Annotated in this window: 21 protein-coding genes and 3 pseudogenes; 14 read left to right on the top strand and 10 right to left on the bottom strand. The window is 70.3% G+C overall.

Going from position 1 to position 26,377, the window contains the following annotated elements:
- The 6 genes and pseudogenes from GT354_RS04435 to GT354_RS04460 form a co-directional block, all read left to right on the top strand.
- Positions 1-1,172, top strand: a 1,172-nt coding sequence (locus GT354_RS04435; protein WP_346011845.1) for an ABC transporter permease, incomplete at its 5' end; no start/stop codon positions are given.
- Between the two features lie 3 nt (positions 1,173-1,175).
- A pseudogene (locus tag GT354_RS04440) lies at positions 1,176-2,087 on the top strand (ABC transporter permease); the annotation flags it as partial.
- Between the two features lie 161 nt (positions 2,088-2,248).
- Positions 2,249-3,016, top strand: a complete 768-nt coding sequence (locus GT354_RS04445; RefSeq protein ID WP_161354841.1) for a nucleoside phosphorylase — start codon at positions 2,249-2,251, stop codon at positions 3,014-3,016.
- Complete coding sequence (locus GT354_RS04450; protein ID WP_161354842.1) at positions 3,013-4,350, top strand: amidohydrolase; 1,338 nt, start codon at positions 3,013-3,015, stop codon at positions 4,348-4,350. Before GT354_RS04445 ends, GT354_RS04450 begins: the two co-directional genes overlap by 4 nt.
- A complete protein-coding gene (locus tag GT354_RS04455) occupies positions 4,347-4,964 on the top strand; it encodes a sulfite oxidase-like oxidoreductase (protein ID WP_161354843.1) in 618 nt (205 codons plus the stop codon). The genes GT354_RS04450 and GT354_RS04455 overlap by 4 nt, the downstream gene beginning before the upstream one ends.
- 82 nt (positions 4,965-5,046) lie before the next feature.
- Positions 5,047-5,802, top strand: a complete 756-nt coding sequence (locus GT354_RS04460; protein WP_161354879.1) for a ferredoxin reductase — start codon at positions 5,047-5,049, stop codon at positions 5,800-5,802.
- Positions 5,803-5,837: 35 nt separating this feature from the next.
- On the opposite strand, the gene mtnC is transcribed toward GT354_RS04460, so the two are convergent.
- The 3 genes and pseudogenes from mtnC to GT354_RS53445 form a co-directional block, all read right to left on the bottom strand.
- Entirely contained in the window at positions 5,838-6,578 is a 741-nt protein-coding gene (mtnC, locus tag GT354_RS04465; protein ID WP_161354880.1) for an acireductone synthase, read from the bottom strand.
- A gap of 11 nt (positions 6,579-6,589) precedes the next feature.
- Positions 6,590-7,171 (bottom strand): cupin, encoded by a 582-nt coding sequence (locus tag GT354_RS04470; RefSeq protein ID WP_161354844.1) that lies wholly within the window; start codon positions 7,169-7,171, stop codon positions 6,590-6,592.
- Positions 7,172-7,403: 232 nt separating this feature from the next.
- Positions 7,404-7,508, bottom strand: a pseudogene (locus GT354_RS53445) (DNA-binding response regulator); the annotation flags it as partial.
- Between the two features lie 213 nt (positions 7,509-7,721).
- On the opposite strand from GT354_RS53445, the gene GT354_RS04475 reads away from it, so the two are divergent.
- The 7 genes from GT354_RS04475 to GT354_RS04505 all read left to right on the top strand — a co-directional run bounded on the left by GT354_RS04475 (position 7,722) and on the right by GT354_RS04505 (position 16,860).
- Positions 7,722-9,455 (top strand): AMP-binding protein, encoded by a 1,734-nt coding sequence (locus GT354_RS04475; RefSeq protein WP_161354845.1) that lies wholly within the window; start codon positions 7,722-7,724, stop codon positions 9,453-9,455.
- Positions 9,452-9,913 carry a thioesterase family protein gene (locus tag GT354_RS04480; protein ID WP_161354846.1) on the top strand — a complete coding sequence of 154 codons (462 nt, stop codon included), beginning with the start codon at positions 9,452-9,454 and terminating at the stop codon, positions 9,911-9,913. The genes GT354_RS04475 and GT354_RS04480 overlap by 4 nt, the downstream gene beginning before the upstream one ends.
- A gap of 163 nt (positions 9,914-10,076) precedes the next feature.
- Positions 10,077-12,635: an FAD-dependent monooxygenase gene (locus GT354_RS53450; protein ID WP_161354847.1), complete on the top strand. Its 2,559-nt coding sequence runs from the start codon at positions 10,077-10,079 to the stop codon at positions 12,633-12,635.
- Positions 12,636-12,751: 116 nt separating this feature from the next.
- The gene (locus GT354_RS04490) at positions 12,752-13,861 is read left to right on the top strand and encodes a carbon-nitrogen hydrolase family protein (protein WP_237534365.1); all 1,110 of its coding nucleotides are present in this window, start codon (positions 12,752-12,754) and stop codon (positions 13,859-13,861) included.
- Positions 13,858-14,967, top strand: a complete 1,110-nt coding sequence (locus GT354_RS04495; RefSeq protein ID WP_161354848.1) for a cupin domain-containing protein — start codon at positions 13,858-13,860, stop codon at positions 14,965-14,967. Before GT354_RS04490 ends, GT354_RS04495 begins: the two co-directional genes overlap by 4 nt.
- Before the next feature lie 154 nt (positions 14,968-15,121).
- Complete coding sequence (locus GT354_RS04500; protein ID WP_161354849.1) at positions 15,122-16,021, top strand: fumarylacetoacetate hydrolase family protein; 900 nt, start codon at positions 15,122-15,124, stop codon at positions 16,019-16,021.
- A gap of 47 nt (positions 16,022-16,068) precedes the next feature.
- Positions 16,069-16,860, top strand: coding sequence for an Asp/Glu racemase (locus tag GT354_RS04505; protein WP_346011846.1), 792 nt, complete (start codon positions 16,069-16,071; stop codon positions 16,858-16,860).
- A gap of 147 nt (positions 16,861-17,007) precedes the next feature.
- Here GT354_RS04505 and GT354_RS04510 read toward each other — a convergent pair whose 3' ends face one another.
- The 7 genes and pseudogenes from GT354_RS04510 to GT354_RS04540 all read right to left on the bottom strand — a co-directional run bounded on the left by GT354_RS04510 (position 17,008) and on the right by GT354_RS04540 (position 25,633).
- On the bottom strand, positions 17,008-17,511 hold the full coding sequence (locus GT354_RS04510) for a nucleoside deaminase (protein WP_161354850.1): 504 nt from the start codon (positions 17,509-17,511) through the stop codon (positions 17,008-17,010).
- A gap of 213 nt (positions 17,512-17,724) precedes the next feature.
- Positions 17,725-20,052: a xanthine dehydrogenase subunit D gene (gene pucD / locus GT354_RS04515; protein WP_161354851.1), complete on the bottom strand. Its 2,328-nt coding sequence runs from the start codon at positions 20,050-20,052 to the stop codon at positions 17,725-17,727.
- Positions 20,053-20,258: 206 nt separating this feature from the next.
- On the bottom strand, positions 20,259-20,768 hold the full coding sequence (locus GT354_RS04520; RefSeq protein ID WP_161354852.1) for an SRPBCC family protein: 510 nt from the start codon (positions 20,766-20,768) through the stop codon (positions 20,259-20,261).
- Between the two features lie 215 nt (positions 20,769-20,983).
- A pseudogene (locus tag GT354_RS04525) lies at positions 20,984-21,604 on the bottom strand (histidine phosphatase family protein); the annotation flags it as partial.
- A 53-nt stretch (positions 21,605-21,657) separates the two neighbouring features.
- A complete protein-coding gene (locus GT354_RS04530; RefSeq protein ID WP_161354882.1) occupies positions 21,658-23,541 on the bottom strand; it encodes a carbamoyltransferase C-terminal domain-containing protein in 1,884 nt (627 codons plus the stop codon).
- Positions 23,542-23,546: 5 nt separating this feature from the next.
- Positions 23,547-24,671 (bottom strand): FAD-dependent oxidoreductase, encoded by a 1,125-nt coding sequence (locus tag GT354_RS04535; RefSeq protein ID WP_161354854.1) that lies wholly within the window; start codon positions 24,669-24,671, stop codon positions 23,547-23,549.
- Positions 24,668-25,633, bottom strand: a complete 966-nt coding sequence (locus GT354_RS04540) for a hypothetical protein (protein WP_161354855.1) — start codon at positions 25,631-25,633, stop codon at positions 24,668-24,670. Before GT354_RS04540 ends, GT354_RS04535 begins: the two co-directional genes overlap by 4 nt.
- Positions 25,634-26,158: 525 nt before the next feature.
- Here GT354_RS04540 and GT354_RS04545 point away from each other — a divergent pair.
- Positions 26,159-26,371, top strand: coding sequence for a hypothetical protein (locus GT354_RS04545; protein ID WP_161354856.1), 213 nt, complete (start codon positions 26,159-26,161; stop codon positions 26,369-26,371).
- Positions 26,372-26,377 lie beyond the last annotated feature (6 nt).

Below are 26,377 nucleotides of genomic sequence, written 5' to 3' on the forward strand. Positions count from 1 at the left end.
CTGCCACCAAGGCGACCAGTCCGACCACGCGCGTAGCTCTTCGTGCGCGCGCCGTCGTGCTGTCCCCGGTCACCATCGCCATCGTCGCCGCGCTCGTCCTCGGCGCGATCATCCTCGCCGCCACCGGCGCCGACCCGATCGCCGCCTACACATCGGTGGTGACCGGCGCGTTCGGCTCCGAAGGGATCGGCGACACGCTCGGCGAGGCGATCCCCATCGTCGGCCTCGCCCTCGCGCTGGCCATTCCGCTGCGCGCGGGCCTGGTCAACCTCGGCGGCGACGGCCAACTCGTCCTCGGCGCCCTCGCGGCGGCCGCGGTCGGCCTGTACTCGCCCTTCCCCGACCCGATCACCGTCGTCCTCGCACTGCTCGCGGGCATGCTCGCCGGCGGACTGTGGGCCGCGCTCGCCGCGCTCCTGGAAACCCGCTGCGGCGTACCGCTCCTGGTCAGCAGCCTGCTGCTCGGCTACCCCGCGATGTCGTTCGTGTCGTACGTGATCCGCTTCCCGCTGCTGCAAAACGGCTCCAGCATCCCGCAGACCGAGCGGCTGCCCGACGGCGTACGGCTGCCGGAGTTCGCGGCGGGCGCGGGCGCCGGTACCGGCGTCAGCGTGGGCATCCTGTTGATCGTGCTCGCCGCCGCGATCTACGCGGTCGTCGACCACCGCACGGCGGTCGGCTACGAGGTGCGGATGACCGGCCTGGGCGCGCGGTTCACCGCGTACGCCGGCGTCGACCGCGCGCGGCTGACGCTGCGGCTGATGTTCGCGTCCGGCTCGATCGCCGGTCTGGTCGGCGCGATCGCCGTGCTCGGCTTCCCGTACCGCCTGGTCGACGGCGCGCTCACCACACCCGGCTACACGTGGACCGGCCTGCTGGCCGCGCTGCTCGCCGCGGCGTCGCCGATCGGCACCGTGGTCGCCGGGTTCTTCTTCAGCGCGCTCACCGTCGGCGGCTTCGGCATGGAGCAGGAGACCGCGGTACCGCAGCAGCTCACCGCCGTGCTCCAGGCCGTCATCATCCTGTTCCTCGCCGTGCGTACCGGGATCTTCCGCAAGGGCGGCCTGCTGCGCCGACGCGGCTCCACGGCGGAGGCGCATCCACCACCGCCGCCCCTGCACACGGACGAGCTCGCGGCAACGGGCCTCGCGACCCGCGACGGAGGTAAGTGAGACATGTCCTTCGACGCCGAGCTGATCTTCTCCGCGCTACGCGCCCTCACCCCCGTGCTCTTCGCCGCCCTGGGCGGCGCGCTGTGCGAGCGCGCGGGCGTGTTCAACGTGTCCCTCGAAGGCACCATGCTGATCGGCTGCTTCGCCGCCGTCACCGGCAGCTGGTTCGGCGGCAGCGTCTGGATCGGCGTGATCTCGGCTGTGCTGGCCGCGATGGTGTTCTCGCTGCTGCTCGCGATCGGCGCGGTGACCCTGGGGGCCGACGCCGTGGTGCTGTGCATCGCGCTCAACCTGCTCGCGGTCGGGCTGACCGGCTTCCTGCTGCGGACGATCTTCGGCAAGCAGGGCACGTTCGGCGACCCCGACCTCAAGGGCCTCCAGCCGGTGGACATCCCCGGCCTGAAGTCGGTGCCGTTCGTCGGCGACGCGCTGTCGGGCCACTCGCCGCTCGTGTACCTGTCGTGGGTCGCGGTCGCGGTGATCGCCGTGCTGCTCTCCCGACACCCGTGGGGTGTTCGGCTGCGCGGTGTGGGCGAGGCCCCCGAGGCCGCGCAGAGCCTGGGCGTGAGCGTGGCCCGCTACCGCTACGCCGCGATCCTGACCTCCGGCGCGCTGTGCGGCCTCGCCGGCGCGCAACTCGCGCTCGGCAACGTCACGTTGTTCTCCGAAAACATGACCGCGGGTCGCGGCTGGATCGCGGTCGTCGCGGTCATGCTCGGCCGCGCGCTGCCGGTCGGGGTGCTGCTCGCCGGGCTGCTGTTCGGCCTGGTCGAGGCGATCGGCTTCCGGCTCCAGGGCCAGGGCATGCCGCAACAGGCCGCCGACGCCGCGCCCTACGTGATGACCCTGGTCGCGCTGTTCCTGGCGACGCGCTCGCGCACCCGCAAAAAGCTCAAACCGGCGGGCGACATCTCCGGGGGCGTGCCCCGGCCGCGCCGTTTCCTCCGTAGCACCGGCGGCGTTCCCACCACCGACAGCGCCGGCACGACCGGCGGCACCGGTGCCACCGACAGCGCCGGCACGACCGGCCGCACCGGTACCACCGGCAGCACCCGTACCACCTTGGAGTCGAAGTCATGAGCACCACCGAGCGTCCCGCGCTGCTGCCGATCACCAAGATCCCGAGCAGCGGTCTGCCGGCCCACGCCCTGGTCGTCGGCGACCCCGCCCGCGCGGCCCTGGTCGCGAAACGTCTCGACGACGCCCGACAAATCGGCGCGAACCGCGAGTACGTCACCTACTCCGGTACGTGGCGCGGGCTGCCCGTCGTGGTGTCCTCGCACGGTGTGGGCGGTCCCGGTGCGATCTGCCTGTTCGGCGAGCTGGCCGAGGCGGGCGTGCGTACCTTCATCCGGCTCGGCACGGCCGGTTCGATGGCTCGCGGCGTCGGCGACGGCGACCTGGTCATCGCGACCGGCGCGGTCCGCGACGACGGCGTCACGCAGCAGTTGGTGCCGGCCGAGTTCCCGGCGTTCTCCACACCGGAGATCGTCGTCGCGCTCCAGCGCGCCGCCCGCGAGCACGCCGCACCGCACCACCGCGGCACCGTGTGGACGCGGGCCGCGTTCATGCCCGGGGTGCTCGAACTGCCGATGCAGCCCTACCAGCGGGCCGGCGTACTCGCGATCGAGATGGAACTGTCCGCGCTCCTGGTGTTCGCCGCGCTGCACGGCCACAGCGCGGGCGGCGTGCTCGTCATCGACGGCATCGCGGCCGACGACCTCGTGGACGAGGCCGGCAACACGACGTACGACCCGCACCGCACGGTCGTCGCCGACGGTGTCGAGCGCGGCGTCGTGGTCGCGTTGGACGCGCTGTTCGAACTGGCGAACGACGCGGCATGAGCGCGACACCCGTCGATCTGCTCGTCACCGGCGGCGCCGTACTCACCGCCGACGACGCCGACACGTACCTGCCCGACGGGGCGGTGGCGATCCGGGCCGGTCGGATCACGGCGATCGGCGCGGCATCGGACCTGGCCCGTCAGTACACCCCGGCGCACACGATCGATGCGACCGACTGCCTCGTGCTGCCGGGCCTGGTCAACGCGCACAGCCATCTCGCGATGAACCTGTTCCGCGGCCGGGCCGACGACGTCGACCTCCAGACGTTCCTGGAGCGCCTGGTCGCGGCCGAGAGCGCGGTGCTGACCGCCGACGTGGTGGCGAGCGCGGTACGCCTGGCGGCGGCCGAGTCGATCCGGGCCGGGGTGACCTCGGCGATGGACATGTACTGGTTCCCCGAGGCCGGCCTCGCCGCCGCCGACGCGGCCGGATTCCGGCTGGTGACCGGGCCCACGTTCATGGACGTACCGGGCCCGCCCGACGGCCTTGACTTCGCCGAACGCCTGCGCCGCGCACCGCGGTTCCTGCGCGACGGGGGAGCGCGCTGCGTGACCCCGCACAGCACGTACACGCTCGACCCCGACCAACTCCTCGAGGTCGCGGCCCTCGCGCGCGAACACGGCGCGCTGCTGCACATCCACGCCGCCGAGAACCCGGCCGAGGTCGAGACGGTCCACGCCCGGCACGGCCGGCGCCCCGTCGAACTGCTGCACCACCTCGGCCTGCTCGGCCCCGAAACGCTGCTCGCGCACGCGGTCGACCTCACCGACCACGAGATCGACCTGATCGCTGCTTCGGGCGCGGGCGTCGCGCACTGCCCGGTGTCCAACCTCAAGCTCGCCTCCGGGATCGCCCGCGTGCCCGAACTGCTCGCCGCCGGCGTCCCGGTGGGGCTGGGCAGCGACGGGGCGGTCAGCGCCAACGCGCTGGAACTGTTCACCCCGATGCGCACGGCCGCGGTGCTGCACCGGGTCGGCGCGGGAGCCGACGCGACCGCAGTGGGGGCGCGGGCGGCGGTACGGATGGCCACGGTCGAGGGCGCGCGGGCGGTCGGCATCGGCGGGCTCACCGGCTCGCTTGAGCTGGGCAAGGCCGCCGACCTGATCGTGCTCGACCTCAACCGGCCGCACCTGACGCCGCGGCACGACCCGTGGTCGATGCTCGCGTACGCGGCCGGGCCCGGCGACGTGCGGGACACGGTCATCGACGGCCGGGTCGTCATGCGCGACCGCCGATTGCTTACGATCGACGAGGGCGCCGCCGTCAAGGAACTCGACGCGTTGGCCGCGGCGCTGCCGAACCCGTCCGATCGACCGAAGCGGTATCCGTCATGACCAGCCCGCCCACCCGCGGCTTCGTCGGCCGCCACACCGCCGCCGAGCGCGATCCGCGGCTGCCTCCCGGGCAGTACGACGCGCGCGCCGACTTCCCGGTGCTGTCCGCCGAGGTGACCCCCGAACTCGCGCCCGCCGACTGGACGTTGCGCGTCGACGGGCTGGTCGCCCGGCCGCGGACGTGGACCTGGGAACAGGCGCACGAGCTGCCGGCGAGCGGCTACGACGGCCCGATCCACTGCGTGACGTCGTGGTCCAAGTTGACCACCGACTTCGCCGGGATCAGCCTGGACACGTTCCTCGCGGCGGCCGGCCCGCTGCCCACCGCCACCCACGCCGTAGCCTATTCACACACCGGCTACACGACGAACCTGGCCCTGGCCGACCTCGTCGACGGGCAAGCGTGGATCGCGTTCGACTTCGCGGGCGACCCGCTGACCCCCGCACACGGCGGCCCGGCGCGGCTGCTCGTGCCGCACCTGTACTTCTGGAAGAGCGTCAAGTGGATCGCGGGCCTGCGCCTGCTCGACCACGACGAGCCGGGGTTCTGGGAGACCAACGGCTATCACCATCGGGGGGACCCGTGGGCAGAGGAGCGGTATTCCGGTGACTGAGCCTGTTGTGCGACTTGCTTCGGGTGCTTCGGGTGCTTCGGGCGAGTTGGGCGCGTTGGGCGCCTTGGGCCAGGACCCGCCGTTGCCCGCCTTCGCCGCGCCCGGGCGGGCCGCGCCGAGCCTGCGGGGCAAGGTCGACTGGCAGGACGCGACGGTGGTCTCGGTGCGTCCCGAGGGTGCGCGGGCGGTGACGGTGCGGCTCGCGTTGCCGGTGTGGCACGCGCATGTGCCGGGCCAGCACTACATGTTGCGGCTGACGGCCGCCGACGGCTACACCGCGCAGCGGCACTACTCGGTGGCGTCGCCGCCCGACGACACGGGCCACATCGAGCTCACCGTCGACCGCGTCGAGGGCGGTGGCGAGGTCTCGGGGCACCTGCACGACGTGGCTCGGCCCGGGGACACGATGGCGGTTCGCGGTCCCCTCGGCGGCTTCTTCGCGTGGCCGGGGGATCGGCCGGTGCTGCTGATCGGCGGCGGGTCGGGCATGGTGCCGCTGATGGCGATGATCCGGCATCGACGCCGACGCGGACTCGCCGTGCCGATGCGGGTGGTGGCGTGCGCGCGGACGCCCGAAGACCTGGTGTACGCGGCCGAGTTGGCGCCGCTCGCGGGCGAGCGGCACACGATCCTGTACAGCCGTTCGGCGCCGGAAGGGTATCCGCATCCGGTCGGCCGGCTGACCGCCGCGAGCCTGGCACCGGATGCGGCCGAGGCGCTCGCGGGGGACTACGAGGTGTTCGTGTGCGGCTCGACCGGCTTCGCGGAACACGCGGGCCGCCTGCTGACCGCGGCAGGCGTACCCACGTCCCGGATCCGGGTGGAGCGCTTCGGCTGACGTGTGGGGCCGTCGGGGTGTTGGCCCGTTCGGCTTCAGGCGACGGTCGGGCGCTCGCCGGTGAGGTCCACGCGGGCGAACGAGTCGGTCTCCGGGTGGTCCCCGACGCCCTTGGCGTAGTACGGCTCGCCGGGTCGGCGTACCCCGATCGTCCACCAGCCGGCCGCGCGCGCCGCGTCCAACTCCTCGACCAGGTCGGAGAGGAAGACCAACCCCTCCGGCTTCGCCGCCTCGCCGAGCTGCTCGCCGATCTGCTCGGCGATCGAACGATAGGACTCGGCGACCCGCTTCGGCCCGGCGTTCTCGGTGTCGAAGTGCCCACTGAACAACGGCAACAACGACCCCTCGGGCGAACTGCCGAACCACGCGCGCTGTGCGGCGACCGACCCCGACGAGAAGATGAACAGCGGGTGCCCGGCCGCGTGCCACCCGCGCAGCGCCGGGATCGCGTCGGGGTAGAAGTGCGACGTCAGGTCACCGGAGGCGAACCCCTCCGCCCAGATCAGCCCTTGCAGCGCCTTGAGCGGGGTGACCTTCTCGTCGCGGTCGAGCCAGCCGTTGAGCGCCTCGTCGATCCGCTTCGCGTCGGCGTCGGGTTCGCCGATCAACTCCCGGACACCGGTGATCGCCCGAGCGACCTCCGGCTCGTCGGCCCGTTCGTCCAGCCAACGGCGGAAGTGCTCGCGGGAGTAGGGATAGAGCTGCTCGGTGATGAAACCGGTGGCGCTGGTGGTGCCTTCGATGTCGACGACGATCGTCAGCGGCGGCGCCGCCATGGTGCGGTTGCTCACGCGGCGTACCCGGCCCAGATCTCGTCGAAGTCCGGGAAGCGCGACGAGATCGGGTCACCGGTGAAGTCGCCGACCCAGCCGTCCTCGTCGTGGAAGAACCGGATCGCGGCCACCGACGGGTCCTTGCCCATGTCGAACCAGTGCGTGATGCCCTTGGGCACGGACAGCAGATCGCCCGCCTCGCACAGCACGGCGTGCACGCGGCCGTCGATGTGCAGGTAGAAGATCCCGGCCCCCTCGACGAAGAAACGCACCTCGTCGTCGTCGTGCGTGTGCTCGGTCAGGAACTTCGCCCGCGCCCCGGCGGCCTTGGCCGGCCACTCGGGGTCGTCGGAGGGCTGAAGCCGAATGACATCCACGAGGATGTATCCCTCGGCAGCGGTGATCCGATCCACCTCGGTGCGATAGGCGGCGATCACCTGGTCCTGCGAAGCCCCATCAGGCAACTCCGCGTCAGCGGTCCACCGCTCGTACCGCACCCCGATCGGCGCCAGCCCGGCCGCGATCTCCCCGGGCTCACTCGTCCGCACAATCGGTTCGGCGGCATCATCCTCGGCCCACACGGTCAGCAGGGACACGACTCACTCCTTCATCACACCGGCACGATCGGCAAACAGGACCCGCCCCTGCAAACCACACCCAAAACTACCGCTTCACCCCTACCCCCCGGGACGGGGGAGGGCCACCGTAAAGTCCACCCACAGCCCCGGTCGCCCAGGCCACCCCTCGGCGCCGACAACCCGCCGCGCGTCCGTCGAAGCGGCCCTCTCGCATCCGGACCCGGGCCGGCGCCTGGACCAGGACTCCCGGCGGGGTGTCCTTGACGACGACAGCCGTGGCGCCCGCCTCCATCGCCGGGTGTGGGGAGCCGGCGCGGCCGAAGGTGGTCGGGGCCACCACACGGCAGTCGGGCACCGTCACCACCCCACAGTGTCATCGACGTCGACTCGGCGATGAGATGACGTGTGTCGGGCCGGGCCCGTCAGTTCGGATACCGCCCGGTGGCCGCCCGTTTGCGTCGTTCCGGACACGGCTTCGAAAACAGGTATCGCGTAACATTGACTGCCGTCAGGATTGGTAGATACTTGGGCTCACACTCCCGCTGACACCAGGATGAGGTGCACGCCCATGGAGCTGTCCCCTTCCGTTCATGTCGACACGTTTTGTCGTGATCGATTGCCCCCGTTCGAGCAGTGGCCCGAGCTGCGGTTCGACCTGCCGGAGTTGCGGTACCCGCCCCGACTGAACTGCGCGGACGTGCTCCTGGATCGGACCGTTGCTCGCCTCGGGCCCGATCGTCGTTGTCTGGTGACGTTCGACGAGACCTGGACGTACGGCGAACTCCTGCGCAACGCGAACCGCGTCGCGCAGGTGCTGACCGAGGACCTCGGCGTCGTACCCGGCAACCGCGTGTTGCTGCGCGGGCCGAACAACCCCTGGCTGGTGGCCTGTTGGTTCGGCGTGCTCAAGGCCGGCGCGGTCGCCGTGACTACCATGTCGTTGCTGCGGGCGCACGAGTTGTCGACACTGATCGCGATCGGCCGACCGGTGGTGGCGCTGTGCGACCACCGCTACGCCGACGAACTCGCCGGCGCCGAGGCGCCCGCGCTCACCACCTTGACCTATGGCGCGGACACCCCCGACGACCTGATATCCCGGTGCGCCGGCAAGAGCGGCGAGTTCGAGACCGTCGACACCGCCGCCGACGACGTCGCGCTGATCGCCTTCACATCCGGCACCACCGGGCGTCCCAAGGCGACGCTGCACTTCCACCGCGACGTGCCGGCCAACTCCGACACGTTTTCTCGGCACGTGCTCAAGCCCACCGCCGACGACCTGTTCGCCGGGACGCCACCGCTCGGGTTCACCTTCGGGCTCGGCGGACTCGTGGTCTTCCCGTTGCACGTCGGCGCGGCCACCCTGCTCCTGGAGCGCGCGACGCCCGAGGAACTGGCGGGGATCGTCGCCGAGTACGGGGTCACCGTGCTGTTCACCGCCCCCACCGCCTACCGGGCCATCATGGCCGGTGGCCTCGGCGATCGACTGCTCGGCCTGCGTCGGTGCGTGTCGGCGGGGGAGGCACTGCCCGCCGAGACCTGGCACGAGGTCCACGACGGGACCGGGATCCGACTGATCGACGGGATCGGCGCCACCGAGATGCTGCACGTCTTCGTGTCGGCGTCCGACGACGACATACGCCCCGGCTCGACGGGTCGTGCGGTACCGGGTTACCAGGCCGCGGTACTCGGCGTGGACGGCCTTCCGGTCGCCGACGGCCTGCCCGGGCAGCTCGCCGTCAAGGGACCGACGGGGTGTCGCTACCTCGACGACGATCGCCAGGGCGTCTACGTGCGCGACGGCTGGAATCACACCGGCGACACGTACATCCGCGACGCCGACGGCTATTTCTGGTACCAGGCGCGCAGCGACGACATGATCGTCTCGTCCGGCTACAACATAGCCGGCCCCGAGGTCGAACTCGCCCTGGCCCAGCACCCCGACGTGGCCGAGTGCGGCGTGGTCGGCGCGCCGGACGAGCGGCGCGGCACGGTCGTCAAGGCGTACGTCGTACTGCGCCCCGGAGTGAGCGCGGACGAGGCGACCGCCAAGAAGCTCCAGGAATACGTCAAGCAGGCCATCGCGCCGTACAAGTACCCGCGCATCGTCGAGTTCGTCGACGCCCTGCCGCGCACGAGCAACGGCAAGTTGCGGCGCGGCGAACTGCGCGCGTGGTCGAAGTCGGTGCCGCCTACTGCGGCTCCCGCAGGCACCGCAGGCACCGCAGGCACCGCAGGCACCGCAGGCAGTGGAATCACCGCAGGCAGTGAAGTCACCGAAGTCAACGAAGGGCGCGTCCAGTGAGAGACCACGACACGGGCGGCACCCCCGAAACGGCCGCCGACAAGGCCCTTCCCGGCGTGGTCGTCGAGCGTCGCGTCGAGTGGGGCGACACCGACGCCGCCGGCCACTACCACTACTCCGCCGTGCAGCGGTGGGTCGAGGCGGCCGAGGCGGTGTTGCTGCGCCGGCTCGGGCTCGACCACCTGTTCGGCAGTATCCCGCGGGTGCACTTCGAGGCGGATTACCGCGAGCGGCTGTGGTTCGGCGAGTCCACGCACACCGAGCTGCGGGTGGTGAAGGTGGGCACCAGTTCGCTGCATTACGCCTTCGAGGTACGCGGTGACCACGGCGTGGCCGCGACCGGTCGCCTGTCGGTCGTGCACTCGGCCGCCCAGGCGACGGGCTCCGCGCCGTGGCCCGACGACGTGCGCGCGAAGCTCGCGAACGGCGGTACGCAGGAGCCCGAGTCGTACGCCTGACCGGGAGTGTGTGCGGAGGCCGAGGGGGGAGGGAGAGCCGAGGCGTCGACCCCTGGGACCACCGAAAACCATGGTCTCCGCATGCCGTGCCATATCGCGCCACATTGACGACAGTAGATTTCGTTGCATATTCTCGGGTGACCGGGAACCATTGGAGGACGCTGTGCGCATCGCAGTCATCGGCGGAGGCCCGGGTGGGTTGTACTTCGCCGCCTTGGCCAAGCAGCTCTCGCCGGCTTCGGAGATCACGCTGTGGGAGCGCAACGCACCGGACGACACGTTCGGCTTCGGCGTGGTGTTCTCGGACGAGACCCTCGACGGCATCGGCCAGGCCGACCCCGAGATCTTCGCCGCGATGTCCGCGCGGTTCGCCCGCTGGACCGACATCGACGTGCGCCACGGCGGTACATCCCTGACCTCCGGCGGCCACGGCTTCGCCGCCCTCGGCCGCAAGCGGCTGCTTCAGATCCTCCAGGAGCGTTGTGCGGCGCTCGGCATCGACGTGCGATACCGCACCGAGGCCCCGCCGGTCGACGAACTGTCCGCCGACTACGACCTGGTCGTCGCGTCGGACGGGGTGCGCTCGGCGGTGCGCGAGCGCTACGCCGACACGTTCCGGCCCGACCTCGACGAACGCGCCGGGCGCTACATGTGGCTCGGCACCGACAAGGTCTTCGAGGCGTTCACGTTCGTCGTCGCCGAGCACGACTTCGGCCCGATGGCGGTGCACGCCTACCCGTTCGACGACCGAAGCAGCACGTTCATCGTCGAGATGCCCGAAGACGCGTGGCGGCGCGGCGGGTTCGCCGAGTTCGCCGATCGCGAGCTGCCGCGCGGGGCCAGCGACGAGGACAGCATCCGGCGCTGCGAGGAACTGCTCGCCGAGCACCTGGACGGGCATCGGCTGATCCCCAACAACTCGCGCTGGATCAGGTTCACCACAGTGCGCAACGCGTCGTGGCACCACGCCAACGTGGTCCTGCTCGGCGACGCCGCGCACACCGCGCACTTCTCGATCGGCTCGGGCACCAAGCTCGCGATGGAGGACGCGCTCGCGCTCGCCGCGTGCCTGAACGAGCACGCCGGCATTCCCGCCGCGCTCACCGCGTACGAGGCCGAGCGCAAGCCGGTGGTCGAGTCCACCCAGCGCGCCGCGCAGGCCAGCCTGGAGTGGTTCGAGCACCTCGACCGCTCGGTCGGCCAACCTCCCGAGCAGTTCGCGTTCAACCTGCTCACCCGCAGCCGGCGGGTCACCTACGAGAACCTGCGCGAACGCGACCCGGGCTTCGTCGCCACAGTGGACGCGGCGTTCGGCAACGGGCGGCGTGCAGGCGGGCGGCACGCAGGCAGGCAACCCGCAAACGGGCAACGCGCAGACGCGCCACCCGCAAACGGGCAACCCGCTGACGCGCCACCCGCAGACGCGCAAGCGGCAAACGGGAAGCGCACGGACGCGCAACCGGCAAACGGGCAACCCGCCGACAGGCGATCCGCAAACGCGCAACCCGACGTGCCGGCCCCGCCGATGTTCCGGCCCTTCACGCTCGGCCCGCTGTGCCTGCGCAACCGCGTCGTCGTCCCGCCGCTGGCCACCTACTCGGCCCGCGACGGCGTCCCCGGCGCGTTCGAGGCGGCCCAACTGGGCGCGTTCGCGCTCGGGGGCGCCGGTCTGGTCTTCGCCGGGCTGGCCGCGGTGACGCCCGAGGGGCGGTCGACCCCCTCGTGTACCGGTCTGTGGTCGAAAGCGCACGAGGACGCCTGGCGGGCGCTGGTCGCGGGCATTCGCGCCCAGTCCGCCGACGGTCCGTTGCTCGGCATCCAGCTCACCCACGCCGGCCGCCGCGCCGCGACCACGCCCCCAGGCCCCACCGGCATCGGCGCACCGCCGGCGGCGGCGGACGGGTGGCCCGTCGTGGCCGCCTCCGCCCTCCCGTGGGACGCGGCGAGCCCCACCCCCCGCGCGGCCGGCCACACCGAACTGGCCGAGCTGACGGCTGCGTTCGCCGCCGCCGCGCGCCGGGCCGACCGCGCGGGCTTCGATGTCCTCGAACTGCACTGCGGACACGGGCACTTGCTGTCCGGCTTCCTGTCCCCGCTGACCAACCTGCGCACCGACGAGTACGGCGGCTCGCTCGCCGGTCGGCTGCGTTTCCCGCTGGAGGTACTGGCCGCGGTCCGCGCCGCGTGGCCCGCCCACAAGGCGCTGGTCGTACGGATCTCGGCCACCGACTGGGCGGCCGGCGGTACCACCGAGGCCGAGGCGGTCGAGATCGCCCGCGCGCTCGCGGCCGGCGGAGCGGACGCGATCGACGTGTCCACCGGCGAGGTCGTCGCGCACCAGCGCCCGGAGTTCGGCCGCAGCTACCAGACCCCGTACGCCGACCTGATCCGCAACGCCACCGGCGTGCCCACGATCGCGGTCGGCGCCATCTCCACCTACGACGACGTCAACTCGATCCTGCTAGCCGGACGGGCCGACCTGTGCGCGATGGGCCGGGCCCACCTGTACGACCCGATGTGGACCCTGCACGCCGCCGCCGAACAGGGCTACACCGGTCCCGGGGCAGCGTGGCCGGCCCCCTGGCTCGCTGGCAGCCGCAAGCCGCCGGGCGCGCGCAGCGACCGCGTCCCGCCCCGGCTGCACCTGCTGGTGGACACCGTCGAGCCGGTCCGGCCCCGATGGAAGCCGCAGACCGGGGCCCATCCGGTCGCGCCGGGCTGAGCCCCCGCGATCGGCGCACCAGGCCAAGCCCCACGCCGACCACCCGCCAAGCCCACGAGTAAGCCCACCGCCAACCCCCACGCCGACCCGCACGTCCGCAGCACGAGGAGGGCCCGATGGACAGTCCGACCAGACCCCCGGTCATGACGAGCAGTCAAAAGGACAACCCGCCGCGCTTCACGGCGGCGGCCGTACAGGCGTCACCGGTCTACCTCGATGCCGCGAAGACCGTCGACAAGGCGGTGTCGCTGATCCGTGAAGCGGCCGCGAACGGCGCCGAGTTCATCGTCTTCCCCGAGGTTTTCGTACCCGGGTACCCCTATTGGAACTGGACGATGAACCCCGTCCAGGGCTCGCCGTGGTTCGAGCGCCTGTACCGCTCCTCCGTCGACGTTCCCGGGCCGCACGTGGACACCCTGCGCGCCGCCGCCCGCGCGGCCGGCGCGGTGGTCGTCATCGGCGTCAACGAGCGCGGACCACACAGCATGGGCGTCCTGTACAACACCATCCTCACCATCGACGCCGACGGCGAACTGACCGGCGTACACCGCAAGTTGGTTCCGACCTGGGCCGAGAAGCTGACCTGGACCGGTGGTGACGGCAGCTCGCTGCGCGTCCACCCCACCAAGGTCGGCCCGGTCGGCGTACTCGCGTGCGGCGAGAACACCAACACGCTCGCCCGGTTCACCCTGCTCGCGCAGGGCGAACTGGTGCACGCCGCGAGCTACATCGCGCTGCCGGTCGCGCCCGCGGACTACGACATGGCCGACGCGATCGCGGTACGAACCGCCGCGCACAGTTTCGAGGGCAAGGTCTTCTCGATCGTCGCGTGCTCGACCATCTCTCCGGAGATCGTCGACCTGATCGCCGGCGACGACGAAGAGGTCCGCAAGAACCTCGCCCGCAAGCGCAGCGCACTGTCGGGCGTCTTCGGCCCCGACGGCCGCCCCGTCGTCGAACCGCTGATCGACGACGAGGGCATCGTCTACGCCGACATCGACCTCGCCCGCTGTATCCAGCCCAAACAGATGCACGACATCGTCGGCCACTACAACCGCTTCGACGTCTTCCGGCTGCACGTGGACGACCGGCCGCAGAGCCCGATCACCTTCGCCCGCGAGGCGGCCGGACCGGCCTCGGCGCCGGCGCCCCGGGCGCCGACGCCCCCGGCACAACCGCCCCTCGCACCCCCACCCCTCGCACCTGCACCCGAGGAGGAGACATGACCACCCAGGACGACAACATGCTCGGCCGGGCCCGCGTCACCGACACGCCCGAACTCGATGCCTACTACGCCGAATTGGCCGAACGCCAAGCCGGTGCGCTGTGGACGGTCGCCAACGAGATCGAGCCGTGGTATCCGCAGCCCAAGTCCGTACCCACCCTGTGGCGCTACGCCGAACTGCGGCCGCTCGTACGCAAGGCGCTCGACCTGGTCAAGGCCGACGACGCGGGTCGTCGCGTGGTGATGCTCGTCAACCCCGGCCGACGCGACGTCAGTGCCGCGGCCGGGCTGCTGTACACCGGACTTCAGATCATGGGCCCCGGCGAGTCGATGACCGCGCACCGGCATCAGGCCGCCGCGCTGCGCTTCGTGCTCGAAGGCACCGGCGCGTGGACCGTCGTCGACGGCGAGAAACTCAAGGTCGGCGCCCGGGACTTCGCGATCACGCCCAACGGCACATGGCACGAGCACGGCAACGAGTCCGACGACGCGCCGGTGATCTGGCAGGACGGTCTGGACATCCCGCTGGTCAACTCCCTCGACGCGGGCTTCTACGAGGTCCACCCGGACGTGTACCAGGCCCCCGGCAAGGTGGTGAACCAGTCGGTACTCACCTACGGCGGCAACCTCGTGCCGTACGGAACCGACACCTGGACACGCCCCTACTCACCGCTGCTCGCGTGGCCGTGGGAGCCGACGTACCATGCCCTGCTCGACCTGGCCAAGGCCACCGAGGGATCGCCCTACGACGGCGTGATCATGGAGTACACCAACCCCGCCACCGGCGGCTCGGTGATGCCGACGATGAGCGCGCACATCCAACTGCTGCGCGCCGGGCAGGCGACCAAGGCACACCGGCACACCGGTTCGGTGGTCTACACCGCCGCCAAGGGACACGGCGTGTCGATCGTCGGCGGGCAGCGGTTCGAGTGGCACGAGGGCGACGTGTTCGCCGTCCCGTCCTGGGCGTGGCACGAACACGCCAACCTCGACCCGAGCGAGGACGCGGTGTTGTTCTCCTTCAACGACTTCCCCGTGATGCGCTCCCTCGCCTTCCACCGCGAAGAGGCGTACACCGACAACGACGGCCACCAGCCGATCGTTTGACCCCCGCGATGATCGGGTAGCGCCCGTGCCGCCGTCCCCGTGACGCACCGAGCCGGACTCGGCGGCGGTCTGCCGACCGCCGCCGAGCCTCTCGATCCAGCCTCAGCCGCACCACCCGCCCGCCGCCGTGCCACCCCACGTGAGGACCCCTGCCATGCGACTGGTCACCTTCACCACCCAAGACTCGACCCCGCGCCTGGGCGCCCAGATCGGTGACCGGGTGCTCGACCTGGCCGCGCTCGCCGCCGCCTCCGGGGCCGAACTGCCCGGCGACCTGCTCGCGCTGATCCAGGCCGGCCCGGCCGCGCTCGTCACCGTCCGCGAACTCGTCGCGGCAGCCGGTGAAAGCGGTGACGCGGTGCACGCGTTCGCCGACGTGACCCTGCTCGCGCCGCTGCGCCCCGGCAACATCGTCGGCATCGGCCTGAACTACGTCGAGCACGTGGCCGAGTCCAACCGCACCCTCGACACCGCCAAGGAACTCCCGGACCGACCCGTACTGTTCGGCAAGCCGTCCACCGCGATCACCGGCCCGGGACACCCGATCCTGCACGACGGCAACCTGACACAGCAGCTCGACTGGGAATGCGAACTCGCCGTGGTGATCGGCCGAACCGCCCACAAGGTCAGCGAAGCGGACGCGTGGGAGCACGTGTTCGGCTACAGCATCATGAACGACATCAGCGCCCGCGACCAGCGCCGCTCCGGACAGTGGTTCTTCTCCAAGGGCCAGGATTCCTACGCCCCGTTCGGCCCGGCCGTGGTCACCGCCGACGCGATCGCCGACCCGCATGCGCTCGACCTGTCGCTGCGGGTCAACGGCGACGTCAAGCAGAAGTCCAACACCCGGCACATGCTCTTCGACATCCCGCGCCTGATCGCCGACATCTCGTCGGGTATGACACTCGAACCGGGCGACGTCATCTCCACCGGCTCCCCCTCCGGCGTCGGCGCGGCCCAGGACCCGCCGCAGTACCTGCAGCCGGGCGACGTGGTCGAGGCCACCGTCGAGGGCATCGGCACGCTCACCAACCCGGTGATCGACGCCCGCTGACCCGCCGCCCCACGCACCCCGCCCGCATTGCTCCAGGAGGACCCGCCGTGCCCAAGTCCAGCTACCGCATCGGTCAGATCGTGCCGAGTTCCAACGTCACGATGGAGACCGAGGTACCGGCGATTCTCCGTGCCCGGGAGACCGTCGCACCCGAGCGATTCACCTTCCACTCCAGCCGGATGCGGATGACACACGTCACCCCCGAGCAACTCAAGGCGATGGACGCCGATTCCGACCGCTGCGCGATCGAACTCTCGGACGCGCGGGTCGACGTGCTCGGCTACGCGTGCCTGGTCGCGATCATGGCGATGGGCCTGGGCTACCACCGCGTGTCCGAACAGCGCCTGCACACCCGCACGGTCGACAACGGCGCGCCCGCCCCGGTGGTCACCAGCGCCGGCGCGCTCGTGCACGGCCTGCACACCATCGGCGCCCGGAAGGTCGCCCTGGTCGCGCCCTACATGCTGCCGCTGACCAGGACCGTCGTGGACTACCTCGGCAACGAGGGCATCGAAGTGCTGGACTACAAGGCCCTCGAAATCCCGGACAACCTCGATGTCGCCGCGCACGACCCGCTGTTGCTGCCGGGCATCGCGGACCGGCTCGACTACGCGGAAGCGGACGCCGTGGTGCTGTCGGCGTGCGTGCAGATGCCCTCGCTCGCCGCGATCGAGGACGCCGAACAGCGGCTCGGCAAGCCGGTCGTGTCCGCCGCCGTATGCACCGTCCACCAGATGCTGCGCGCCCTCGACCTGCCCGCGTTCGCCCCGGGCGCCGGTCACCTGCTGTCGGGCGCGTACGCGGACGCCCCCCTGCCCGACGCCGCCGCAGCGCGCTGAGCGCAGGGCCGGCCCGAACGGGGAGGCCGCCCCTCGTCGCCGCCGGGCGGATGTCGCCGGGCGGTGTCGAGAGGCGGCCCGCCGGGTCCTCGGGGTTGTGCGTGCGGTAAGCCGAGGGTTCTCAATGGGGCGCGTCGGTAAGGGAGTTCAGTAGTCGATCCGGTCGGATTTGGCCAGCCACGCGTCGAACGGCGCCGTACGGTTCGGCAGGTCCAACTGCTCGACCGCCATCGGCCACATCGACTCCGGCTGCTTTTCGAACAGGTCGTAGAACTTGCGGTCGTCGAAACCGGCCACCGCGGCATCGTGCCGATCGGCGGAGAAGACGATCCGCTCGATGCGTGCCCACAGCGCGGAGGACAGGCACATCGGGCACGGCTCGCACGAGGTGACCAGGACGCAGCCTTCGAGCGAGAACGAGTCCAGTTGCCGACAGGCGGCCCGCATCGCGCTCACCTCGGCGTGCGCCGTCGGGTCCAGGTTCGCGGTGACCTGGTTGTTCCCTATCGCCACCACCCGGCCGTCCTTGGCGACCAGTGCGCCGAACGGACCGCCGCCGTTGGTCACGCTGTTGGTGGCCAGCTTGATCGCTTCGTCCAACCAGGCACGCTTGAGCTCCTGGACGTCCGTTTCGTGGGTGTGCGCGGTCACGTTCACTCCTTTGTCGGAGACGGTGGGGGACTCCCCGGATGCCGGTGTCCATGCGGGCACTGCACCCGAGGCAAAACGTGGGAACGGGGTGCGGGGTACGGGGTACGGGGAGATGGGAAGAGGCGGGGCCGCAGGTGCCGCCTCGCCGTCGGCGTGGTGGGTGCCTTCGACGCGGTGGGTGCCGTCGGCATGTCCCGCGGCACCCACGGGAGTTCACCCGGGTTCGATGCCGCAGATGTGCTCCGGCGCGACGGGGGTGTGGGTCAGGTTCAACCCCGTTGCGTTGCGAATGGCGTTAACGATCGCCGGGGTGGCCGAAATGGTGGGCGGTTCGCCGACACCACGCACGCCGTACGGCGAGTTCGGGTCGCCCCTTTCGATCACGTCCACCGTCATCGGGGGCATGTCCACGATGGTCGGAATGAGGTAGTCGGTGAACGACGGGTTGAGGATCCGGCCGTCCTCGACCTTGATCTCCTCCATCACGGCAAGGCCGAGCCCCTGCGCCGAACCACCGTGGATCTGCCCGACGACGGCATCCGGGTTGATCGCCTTGCCGACGTCCTGCGCACAGTCCAACTGCACGACCTTGACCAGACCCAACTCGGTGTCCACGTCCACCACCGCCCGGTGCGCGGAGAACGCGTGCTGGACGTGCACCCGCCGGCTCTGCCCGGTGACCGGGTCCATCGCGTAGGTCTTCAGGTGGTGGTACTCCCTGGTCTCCTCGATCACGTCGTCGCCGAGCACGTCGACGAGATCGGCAACGAGGCCGGTGACCGCGGAAACGACCTTGCCGCCGGTGAGCGAGAGATCACCGGGATTCTCGCCGAAACGCCGGGCGACCCGATCGAAGAGCTCCTCGCGGACGGCTTCACAAGCGTTCTTGACCGCACCACCGGTGATGTAGGTCTGCCGCGAGGCCGAACTCGACCCGGCGTCACCGACGTCGGTGTCGTTGGGGTGGATGTTGACTCGCTGCACGCCCAGTTCGCTGCGGGCGATCTGCTGCTGCACGGTGACCAGGCCCTGTCCGACCTCGGCCGCCGCGGTGTGCACCATCGCGATCGGTACGCCACCGACGGCCTGCAACCGCACGCGCGCCGTGGAGTAGTCGTCGGCGCCCTCCGCGTACGAGACGTTCTTGATGATCACGCTGTAGCCGACGCCCCGAACCACGCCCTCGCCGTGCGTGGTGTTGGACGCGCCGCCCGGCATGTCCCGCACGTCCACGGGTCCGGTCCGCTCCTGCGCGGGCAGCGGAATCCTGGTGAGCCGCTCCAGCAACTCGGCGACCGGCGCGGGAGAATCCAGCACCTGCCCGGTGTGCATGGTCGAGCCCTCCTCGACCGCGTTGAGCTGCCGCAGCCGCACCGGGTCCATGCCCAACGCCTTGGCGAGTTTGTCCATTTGGGACTCGTAGGCATACGCGGGCTGCACGGCGCCGAGGCCACGCATCGCGCCGCACGGGGGGTTGTTCGTGTACAGGCCCCAACCCTCGATCGCGACGTTGGGCACCACGTACGGCCCGATGCCCAACGCGGTGGCGTTGCTGACCACGACCGGGGTCTTGGAGGCGTACGCGCCGCCGTCGAAGTACATCCTCGCCTTGACGAAGACGAGCTTGCCGTCCTTGGTCGCGCCGTGCTCGTAGTACATCTTCGCCGGGTGCCGGTGCACGTGGCCGTAGAAGGACTCTTCCCTGCTGTAGACCATCTTCACCGGCTTGCCCGTGTACAGCGCCAACATGCAACAGTGGATCTGCATGGACAGGTCCTCGCGGCCACCGAACGCGCCGCCGACACCGGACATGGTGAAGCGCACCTTCTCGACCGGGAGTCCGAGCGCCCGCGCGGTCTGTCGCTGGTCGACGTGCAGCCACTGGGTGGCGATGAACAGGTCGACCCCGCCGTCCTCGGCCGGGATCGCCAAACCGGACTCCGGCCCCAGAAACGCCTGGTCCTGCATGCCCATGGTGTACACATCGGACACCACGACATCGGCCCGCGCATCGGGATCGCCCGTGACGATCGGCTGATAGCGCACCACGTTGCCGCCTGGGTGCAGCTTGGGCAGCGTGTCGTCGTGCGCGGCCCGCTCCGGGTCGGTGATCGGCTCGAACACCTCGTAGTCGACCACGATCTTGTCCAGCGCGCGTCGGGCGGTCTCGGGGTGATCGGCGGCAACCAGGGCGATCGGCTCACCCTTGTAGCGCACGACATCCTCGGCGAGCGCCGGCGTATCGGCGACCTTCAGGCCGTAGATGTTCTCGCCGGGGACGTCTTCGTGGGTCAGTACCGCGTACACGCCGGGGTGCTTGAGCGCGGGACCGATGTCGATCGAGTTGATCCGCGCGTACGGGTGTGGGCTGCGCAGAGTCGCGCCCCAGAGCATGTCGTCCGCCCACAGGTCCGAGGAGTAGGCGAACTCCCCACGTACCTTGAGCGTTCCGTCCGGCCGCAGCGGACTGTCGCCGATCCCACCGGTGATCAACTCGTCGAGATCCTGCGGGGTGCGGGCGGGAGAAGTCTGGTTGGCCATCAGGAAGCCTTTACTGTCTGGATACTCGGCGGCCGGGGTTGGGGCCGAGTGGGTCGGGGCCGCGTGCGGTTCGGGCCGCACGGGGGCGGCCGGACCGACGGCGGGCAGCGGTACGTGACGCGCTGCCGTGGCTGATGCGTGGGCGGCTGCTGCTCGGGCGGCTGTCGCTTCGTGGGCTGTCGTTTCGTCGGCTGTCGCCGCGTCGGCTATCGCCTCGTCGACTGTGGCTTCGTCGACTGTGGCTTCGTCGGCCGATGCTTCGGGGGCGCGAAGAAGTCCCGCACGGCGTCCGTTTGGTTCTCCATCATGGCGATGATCGAGTCGACGACTTCGCGGTCGGCGTCGTCGGCGATCGCGAGCTCTCGTGACCACTCGAAGTAGCTGCGGTCCGGATCGTTGGTGATCGGCCGAACCCGAATGGTGGCGAGGTAGCCGTCGACGCCCATCGTCGGCGCGACGGCACGATAGGTGGAGGATCGCTTGACCTCGTTGCGTCCGGCCACCTCCTGTTCGACTAGACCCTCACAGAAGACCAACGTGAAGTCGTACCGCGACGGCACTCGTTCGAGCGTGCCGCCCTCGGCCCAGCCCACGTTGCGCACGGCGTCTCCGGACACGATCTCGACCAGCTTCATCGGATCGCGGACCTCGGCCCAGACGGTGTCCGGATCGGCGTCGACGATCGTCGAGTGGTGCATCGTGTGCTTCTGCTTCATCGCCACGAGAACTCCTTGTCGGACGAGTGGAACCTTTTGCCGTGTTGCACCCTGTGTGAGGAGTACACAGCCAACCGAGCGAAGGCAGCCAGGGGCGGAAGACATGAACGCGTCCGCAGGCGGCGACCGGCTCTTCGTAGACTTCTACAAGGGGCGGCCCCCCATCGAACCCGCCGCGCCGACCAGCCGGGCCGGCCCGGCTCGTCACCCAGGGCTCAGCGCAAGTGCGACGTGTCGTTGAGTGACCGTACCGACGCACTCCCGTACGCGTCATACGCGACCGTGGAGACCGAAGCCGCTGCGGTCTCCATCCGGAACAACGCCTCGGGCGGCGCGTCGAACGCCAACCGGATCAGCTGCCTGACCGGCGTCACGTGCGAGACGACCAGCACGGTCCTGCCCGCGTACCGCGCCAACAACCGATCCCGCGACAGCGCCACCCGCCGTGCCACGTTCTCGAAGGACTCGCCCCCCGACGGCGTGGCCGTCGGTGATCGCAGCCACGCCGCCAACTCGTCCGGATAGCGCTGCCGTACCTCGGCGGAGGTCAGCCCGTCCCATGCCCCGAAGTCCGCCTCCCGCAGTCCCTCGTCGATCCGTACGTCCAGCCCCAACCGCGCGGCGACCGCCTCGGCGGTCTCCCGGCAGCGCCGCAGCGGTGAGGCCACGACCGCCTGTACCGTCCCGCGTGCGGCGAGCATCGCCGCGGTCGCCTCGGCCTGCCGCCGCCCGGCCGCCGACAGCGACGGGTCGGAGCCGCCGCTGCCGGAGAAGCGCTTGTGCGGGGTCAGCGCCGTCTCACCGTGCCGCAGCAACAGGAGCGTCGTGGGCGTGCCCGGGGCGGCGGTCGACGAGCCGGGCGGGGCCGGCTCGGGGTCGTACGCACCCGTCATGCGGAAGGTTCGGTTTTCGTCACGAGCTGGTTGCCGAGGACGAGGTAATCGATCTCCGTGCCGAGAAAGCAGTTCAGCGCGTCGGTCGGGGTACACACGATCGGCTCGCCGGCCACGTTGAACGACGTGTTGAGCAGGCAGGGAACGTCGGTCAGGGTGGTGAACCGGCGCAACAGGGCGGCCAGTCGCGGGGTGTCGTGATCGGTGATCGTCTGGACCCTGGAGGTGCCGTCCACATGGATCGCCCCCGGGATCACGTCGCGGAATTCCGGTCGCACCGGGAATACGAACGTCATGTACGGCGAACGCGTTTTGCGGCCCATGTCGAAGATCTTCGGCGCGTCCGTCTCGAGCACGATCGGCGCGAACGGGCGGAATGGTTCGCGGTGTTTGACCCTGGTGTTGATGACATCCTTGATGTCCGGAAACTTCGGGTTCGCGAGAATACTGCGGTGGCCCAACGCCCGCGGACCGTGCTCCAGCCGGCCCTCGTACCAGCCGACGACGACCTTTTCGGTGAGCAGTTTCGCCACATGGTCGACGACCTCGTCGTCGCTCAGCCTGCTCCAGGTCACCCGATCGCGGACATCCCGCAGAGCCCGCTCGATCGCCGAGTCGTCGTATTCCGGTCCGAGATACGGAGTGACCGGTGGTGCGGATCCTGCCCTGTCGGTGCCGTCGGTGCCGTCGGTGCCGTCGGTGGCTTCGGTGGGGGCGGTGAGGTGGGCGGGGTGGGCGAGGTCGGCGATATCGGTGGTGTCCGGGTCGTGATTGACCCAAGCGTAGACGGCGGCGCCGATGACGATGCCGGTATCGCTCGCCCCGAAACCGACGTCCATGTCGTCGAAGCGCGATCCCTCCAGCAGGGGAGTGTTGTTGAGGCAGTTCAGTGCCACGCCACCTTCGAACAGCAGGTGGTTCAGATCCGTTTTGGCTTCCAGCGCGCGGAGTTGGTGGCTCGTGACGACGGTCAGCATCTCCTGCGCCGCGGCGGCCACCCGAGCCTTGTATTCGAGGGTGTCCTGTACAGGACCGAAATGCTGCTCGAACAGGGGCTCGAAGCTGCGAGGATTATCCGTCTCCAGGGGCCTACAGAAGGTGTATCGCCCGTCCTCGCGCAGTTCGACGATGTGCGTGAGGAACGGGTTCGGCGACGGGGGCGCGGCGAATCCCGACAGGCCCATGATTTTGTATTCGTCGTTGTTGGGCACGAAGCCCAGGTATCTGGTGATCGCGGCGAACAGCAGCCCGATCGAATATTCCGCGCCGATGGTCGACTCGTCGAAGACGCGGATCCGACCGCCGCGGATTTCGCCGATCAACGACGAGAACCGTTCGGCACGACCGTCACTGACCAGGAACGCGGCATCCTTCATACCTGCCATGTAATGGCCGGTCATCGCGTGGGCGAGGTGGTGCGGAACGAACACCACCTTGTCCGGATCCGGGGTGAAGCCGGTGCGCGCGGCGAAGTCGGCGAGGATCGCGTCGTGGCCGACGACCTCGGTGAACAGTGTGCCGATGCCGCTTGTGAGAGCCGACTTCGCGGCACGTGTCGTCGGCGCCGACGTGATGTCGGACAGCAGCCCGTCCAGGACCTCGGCGGAGAAGTTCCAAGGGATGGCGATGAGATCGATATCGGAGAATCGCAGCCCCGCAGATTCAAGGCACCATGTCACCGCGTTGAGCGGGAAGTCGGAGGTTTTCTTTTCCCGGTTGAGCCGCTCTTCCTCCACGGCGGCGACCAGTTCGCCGTCCACCAGCAGCGAAGCACCCGCGTCGTGGCCGAGGATGTAGTGCCTTTCGGCGCCGACCGCGCCGAAATGCTCGGCGAAGACCTCCGAGACGCGGGTGAACCCGTTGCACCCCAGGACGATCACGACAATCACCTACTCTCCGGTCGTCGATGGTTCGAGGTCGTCGTGTCGGTCCAAGGCTGTTTGCCGGCCAGGAGGTCGCCGACGATCTCGCCGGCGGCGGGAGCCTGGCACAGTCCCTGCCCGGAGAATCCCGCCGCGTAGAGGAAGGGACGGGAGGGATCTCGGCCGATGAGGGCGGTCCCGTCCGGGCTGCCGTCGAAGGCCCCGCTCCATCCGCGATGAAGACGGATGCCGGCGAGGGTCGGATAGGTGGCGCCGAGTCGGTGTGCCACCCGGTGCAGCCAGGCCTGGCGGGATTCGTCCGGTGCGGGGCGGCCCATTCCGATGAGGATGCGGTCCTTCCAGGCTCGGATCCGCAGGCCGGAGGAGGCGTGCAGGGTCATCGGCAGCGCGGCGAGCGGAGTGGGCAGGGTAAGTGGGCCGGGCCGGGCGGGAGGCGGGTCGCCGATGAGCAGTTCGATGGGGTACGTGGTCACCGGAAGGCGAACGTCGGCCATGGCCGCGACGGTTGCCGACCAAGGGCCGGCCGCACAGACGACGGTTTCCGCGAGGATGCTGCCCGCAGGGGTGTGTACCCGCCCGTCGGGGTCGATGCCGGTGACGGGTGTTTCGGTGCGCAGGACGGCGCCGGCCTCTTGGGCCGCCGCGGCGTACCCGCGCACGATCGCGGCGGGGTCGCACGCGCAGGCCTCGGGCGCCCAGGCCGCCGCCAGGATGCCACGCTCGCCCACCAGTGGGTTGAGCCGCACCGCCTCGGACGCCGACACGAGTTCGACGTCCACCCCCGCGGCCAGCTGGGCGGAATGGTCGCGTCGGAAGCCCTCCACCTGGTGCTCCTCGGTGAACAACACCAGGAACCCGCCCCGCTTTAGCCCGAGGGGGGTTCCGGTCCGCTCGGCGAACGCGTGATACGCCGCCAGGCTGCGGACGGCAAGGCTTCCGGTGCGGGCGTCGCCGGGGAAGTAGGTACGTACCACCCCCGCGGTGGCACCTGACGCTCCCGACCCGAGGGTGCCGCGCTCCAGCAGCACCGTGCGGACGCCGGCCTCGGCGAGATGGCACGCGATCGAGGTGCCGACGACTCCGCCGCCGACGACGAGCGCGTCCGTGCGTTCGGGCAGTGCGCTCATGGCCGCGCGCCCATTTCGGCGGGCCGCTGTCGGCGCAGGTGGTCTCCGGCGTTCCACGGGAACAGGTGCAGGTTCCAGGCACCCAAGCAGTTGATGTAGAGGGCCAGTTGGCTCGCCACAGCCAGGAAGTCGTCGCGGTCGAGCCGGTCGAGGCAGGACAGGAAGCGCTGGGTGAAGGCCCACAGCTTCTCCAGGCCGCAGTAGCCCAGGAACTCGGCCGGGATGCCGATCAACAGGCGCGCCATGTGGCGCAGGGAATCCATCGGCATGTCCGCGACCGCCGCCCGGACCAGGCCGCCGTAGGTGGCGTATCCCAGCGGGCGGGTCTCACCGTTGACGAACAGGAGGGTGGGCAGGACCGTCTCGAAGCTCCCGGCCCCGGACGGGATCCATCCCCCGTGCAGGTCGGCGAGTTCGAGTGGTTCGGTCAGCCAGATTCGCTCGGTCTCGGTGTACACGTCGCGGATCAGCTGCTTCGCGTCGGGGTCGGCGGCGGTCAGACGGGGGAGGCGGTGACCGCCTTCCGTGCCTGCCCGGCGGACCTCCACCAGAATCGGTTTCTTCGTCGAGTAGACCGAATCCCACACCGCGTGCCCGGCTCGGATCAGTTCCGGCATGTCCTCCGGCCGGATCCGCCCCACGGGTGAGGCCGGCATCGGTTCGGTCAAGGCGCCGTATTTGATGCCCAGATGCTGCAACGCGGAACAGAACACCGTCCCGTCGGGCGCCTCGCGTCGATCGAACCGAGTGGACGCGGGCAGATGCAGCAGCGAGGGGATCGGTGCCGCGTGATACAGATGGCTTCCCGCCACGAGGGCGTGCCCCTGCAGACTTTGGTAGGGCAATGCCTCCCACAGCGCATCGGCCAGCGCGGGGTTGCGATCGTCGAGTTCCGCGGTGACGGCGACACCCGGATCGGGCCAGGTGATTTCGATGTGCCGACCTGACAACGACTCGGGCATGGGCGTCTCCTTTGCCTCGGTTGCAACGGGCTTGGTACACCTGCCTTGGTGCAGCCGGCTTGGTACACCTGCGTCGGTGCGACCGGCTCGGTGCAACGTGTCCGAGGAGTACACAGCCCACCGAGCAAGGGCAGCTACGGGCGGAAGACATGAACCCGTCCGCGGGGAGACACCGGCTCTTCGTAGACTTCTACGAGGCGCTGGGCGTTGGGCGTTGGGCGCGAGAGCTGCGCGGGCGCGACGGGTGCCGTTCTGTTTTTTCGGGGTACTCGAACACGGACCGTGCGCACGTACTTGCCGTATCGGTGGTTGGCTGCCGGAATCCGGCAGGCCGGCGGCCGTCAGCGTGACCGGATCCGGAATGGCGAGCGAGTCGGCACGCCCGGAATGATGGCGGCACGAAAGCAAAAGCGGGGCGCTCGACCGGTCGCGGCCGTCGACGGGGTGTGTTCCGGCCCGGGTGGGCCGGAACCGGTCCGGCGTCGCCTCGGTCCGGGACCGGACGGGGGCGGGTCGGAGATGAAGATGATGATGTTGCAGGTTTTCGGTGAGCAGAGTGAGTTCGCGATCGCGCGTCGCGGCTACGACCGAGGGCAGGTCGACGAGTACGTGGCGGGCCTCCTCGCCGGCGGCAGGCCCGCCAACTCGCCCGCCTTCACCATGGTGCGGCGCGGCTACAAGGCCGAACACGTGGATCGCCGGCTCGCGGAACTGAGCCACAGCCGACGGGCGGCCTGATACAGG

It is taken from the genome of Streptomyces sp. SID3343, from assembly GCF_009865215.1.
Taxonomy (GTDB): Bacteria; Actinomycetota; Actinomycetes; order Streptomycetales; family Streptomycetaceae; genus Embleya.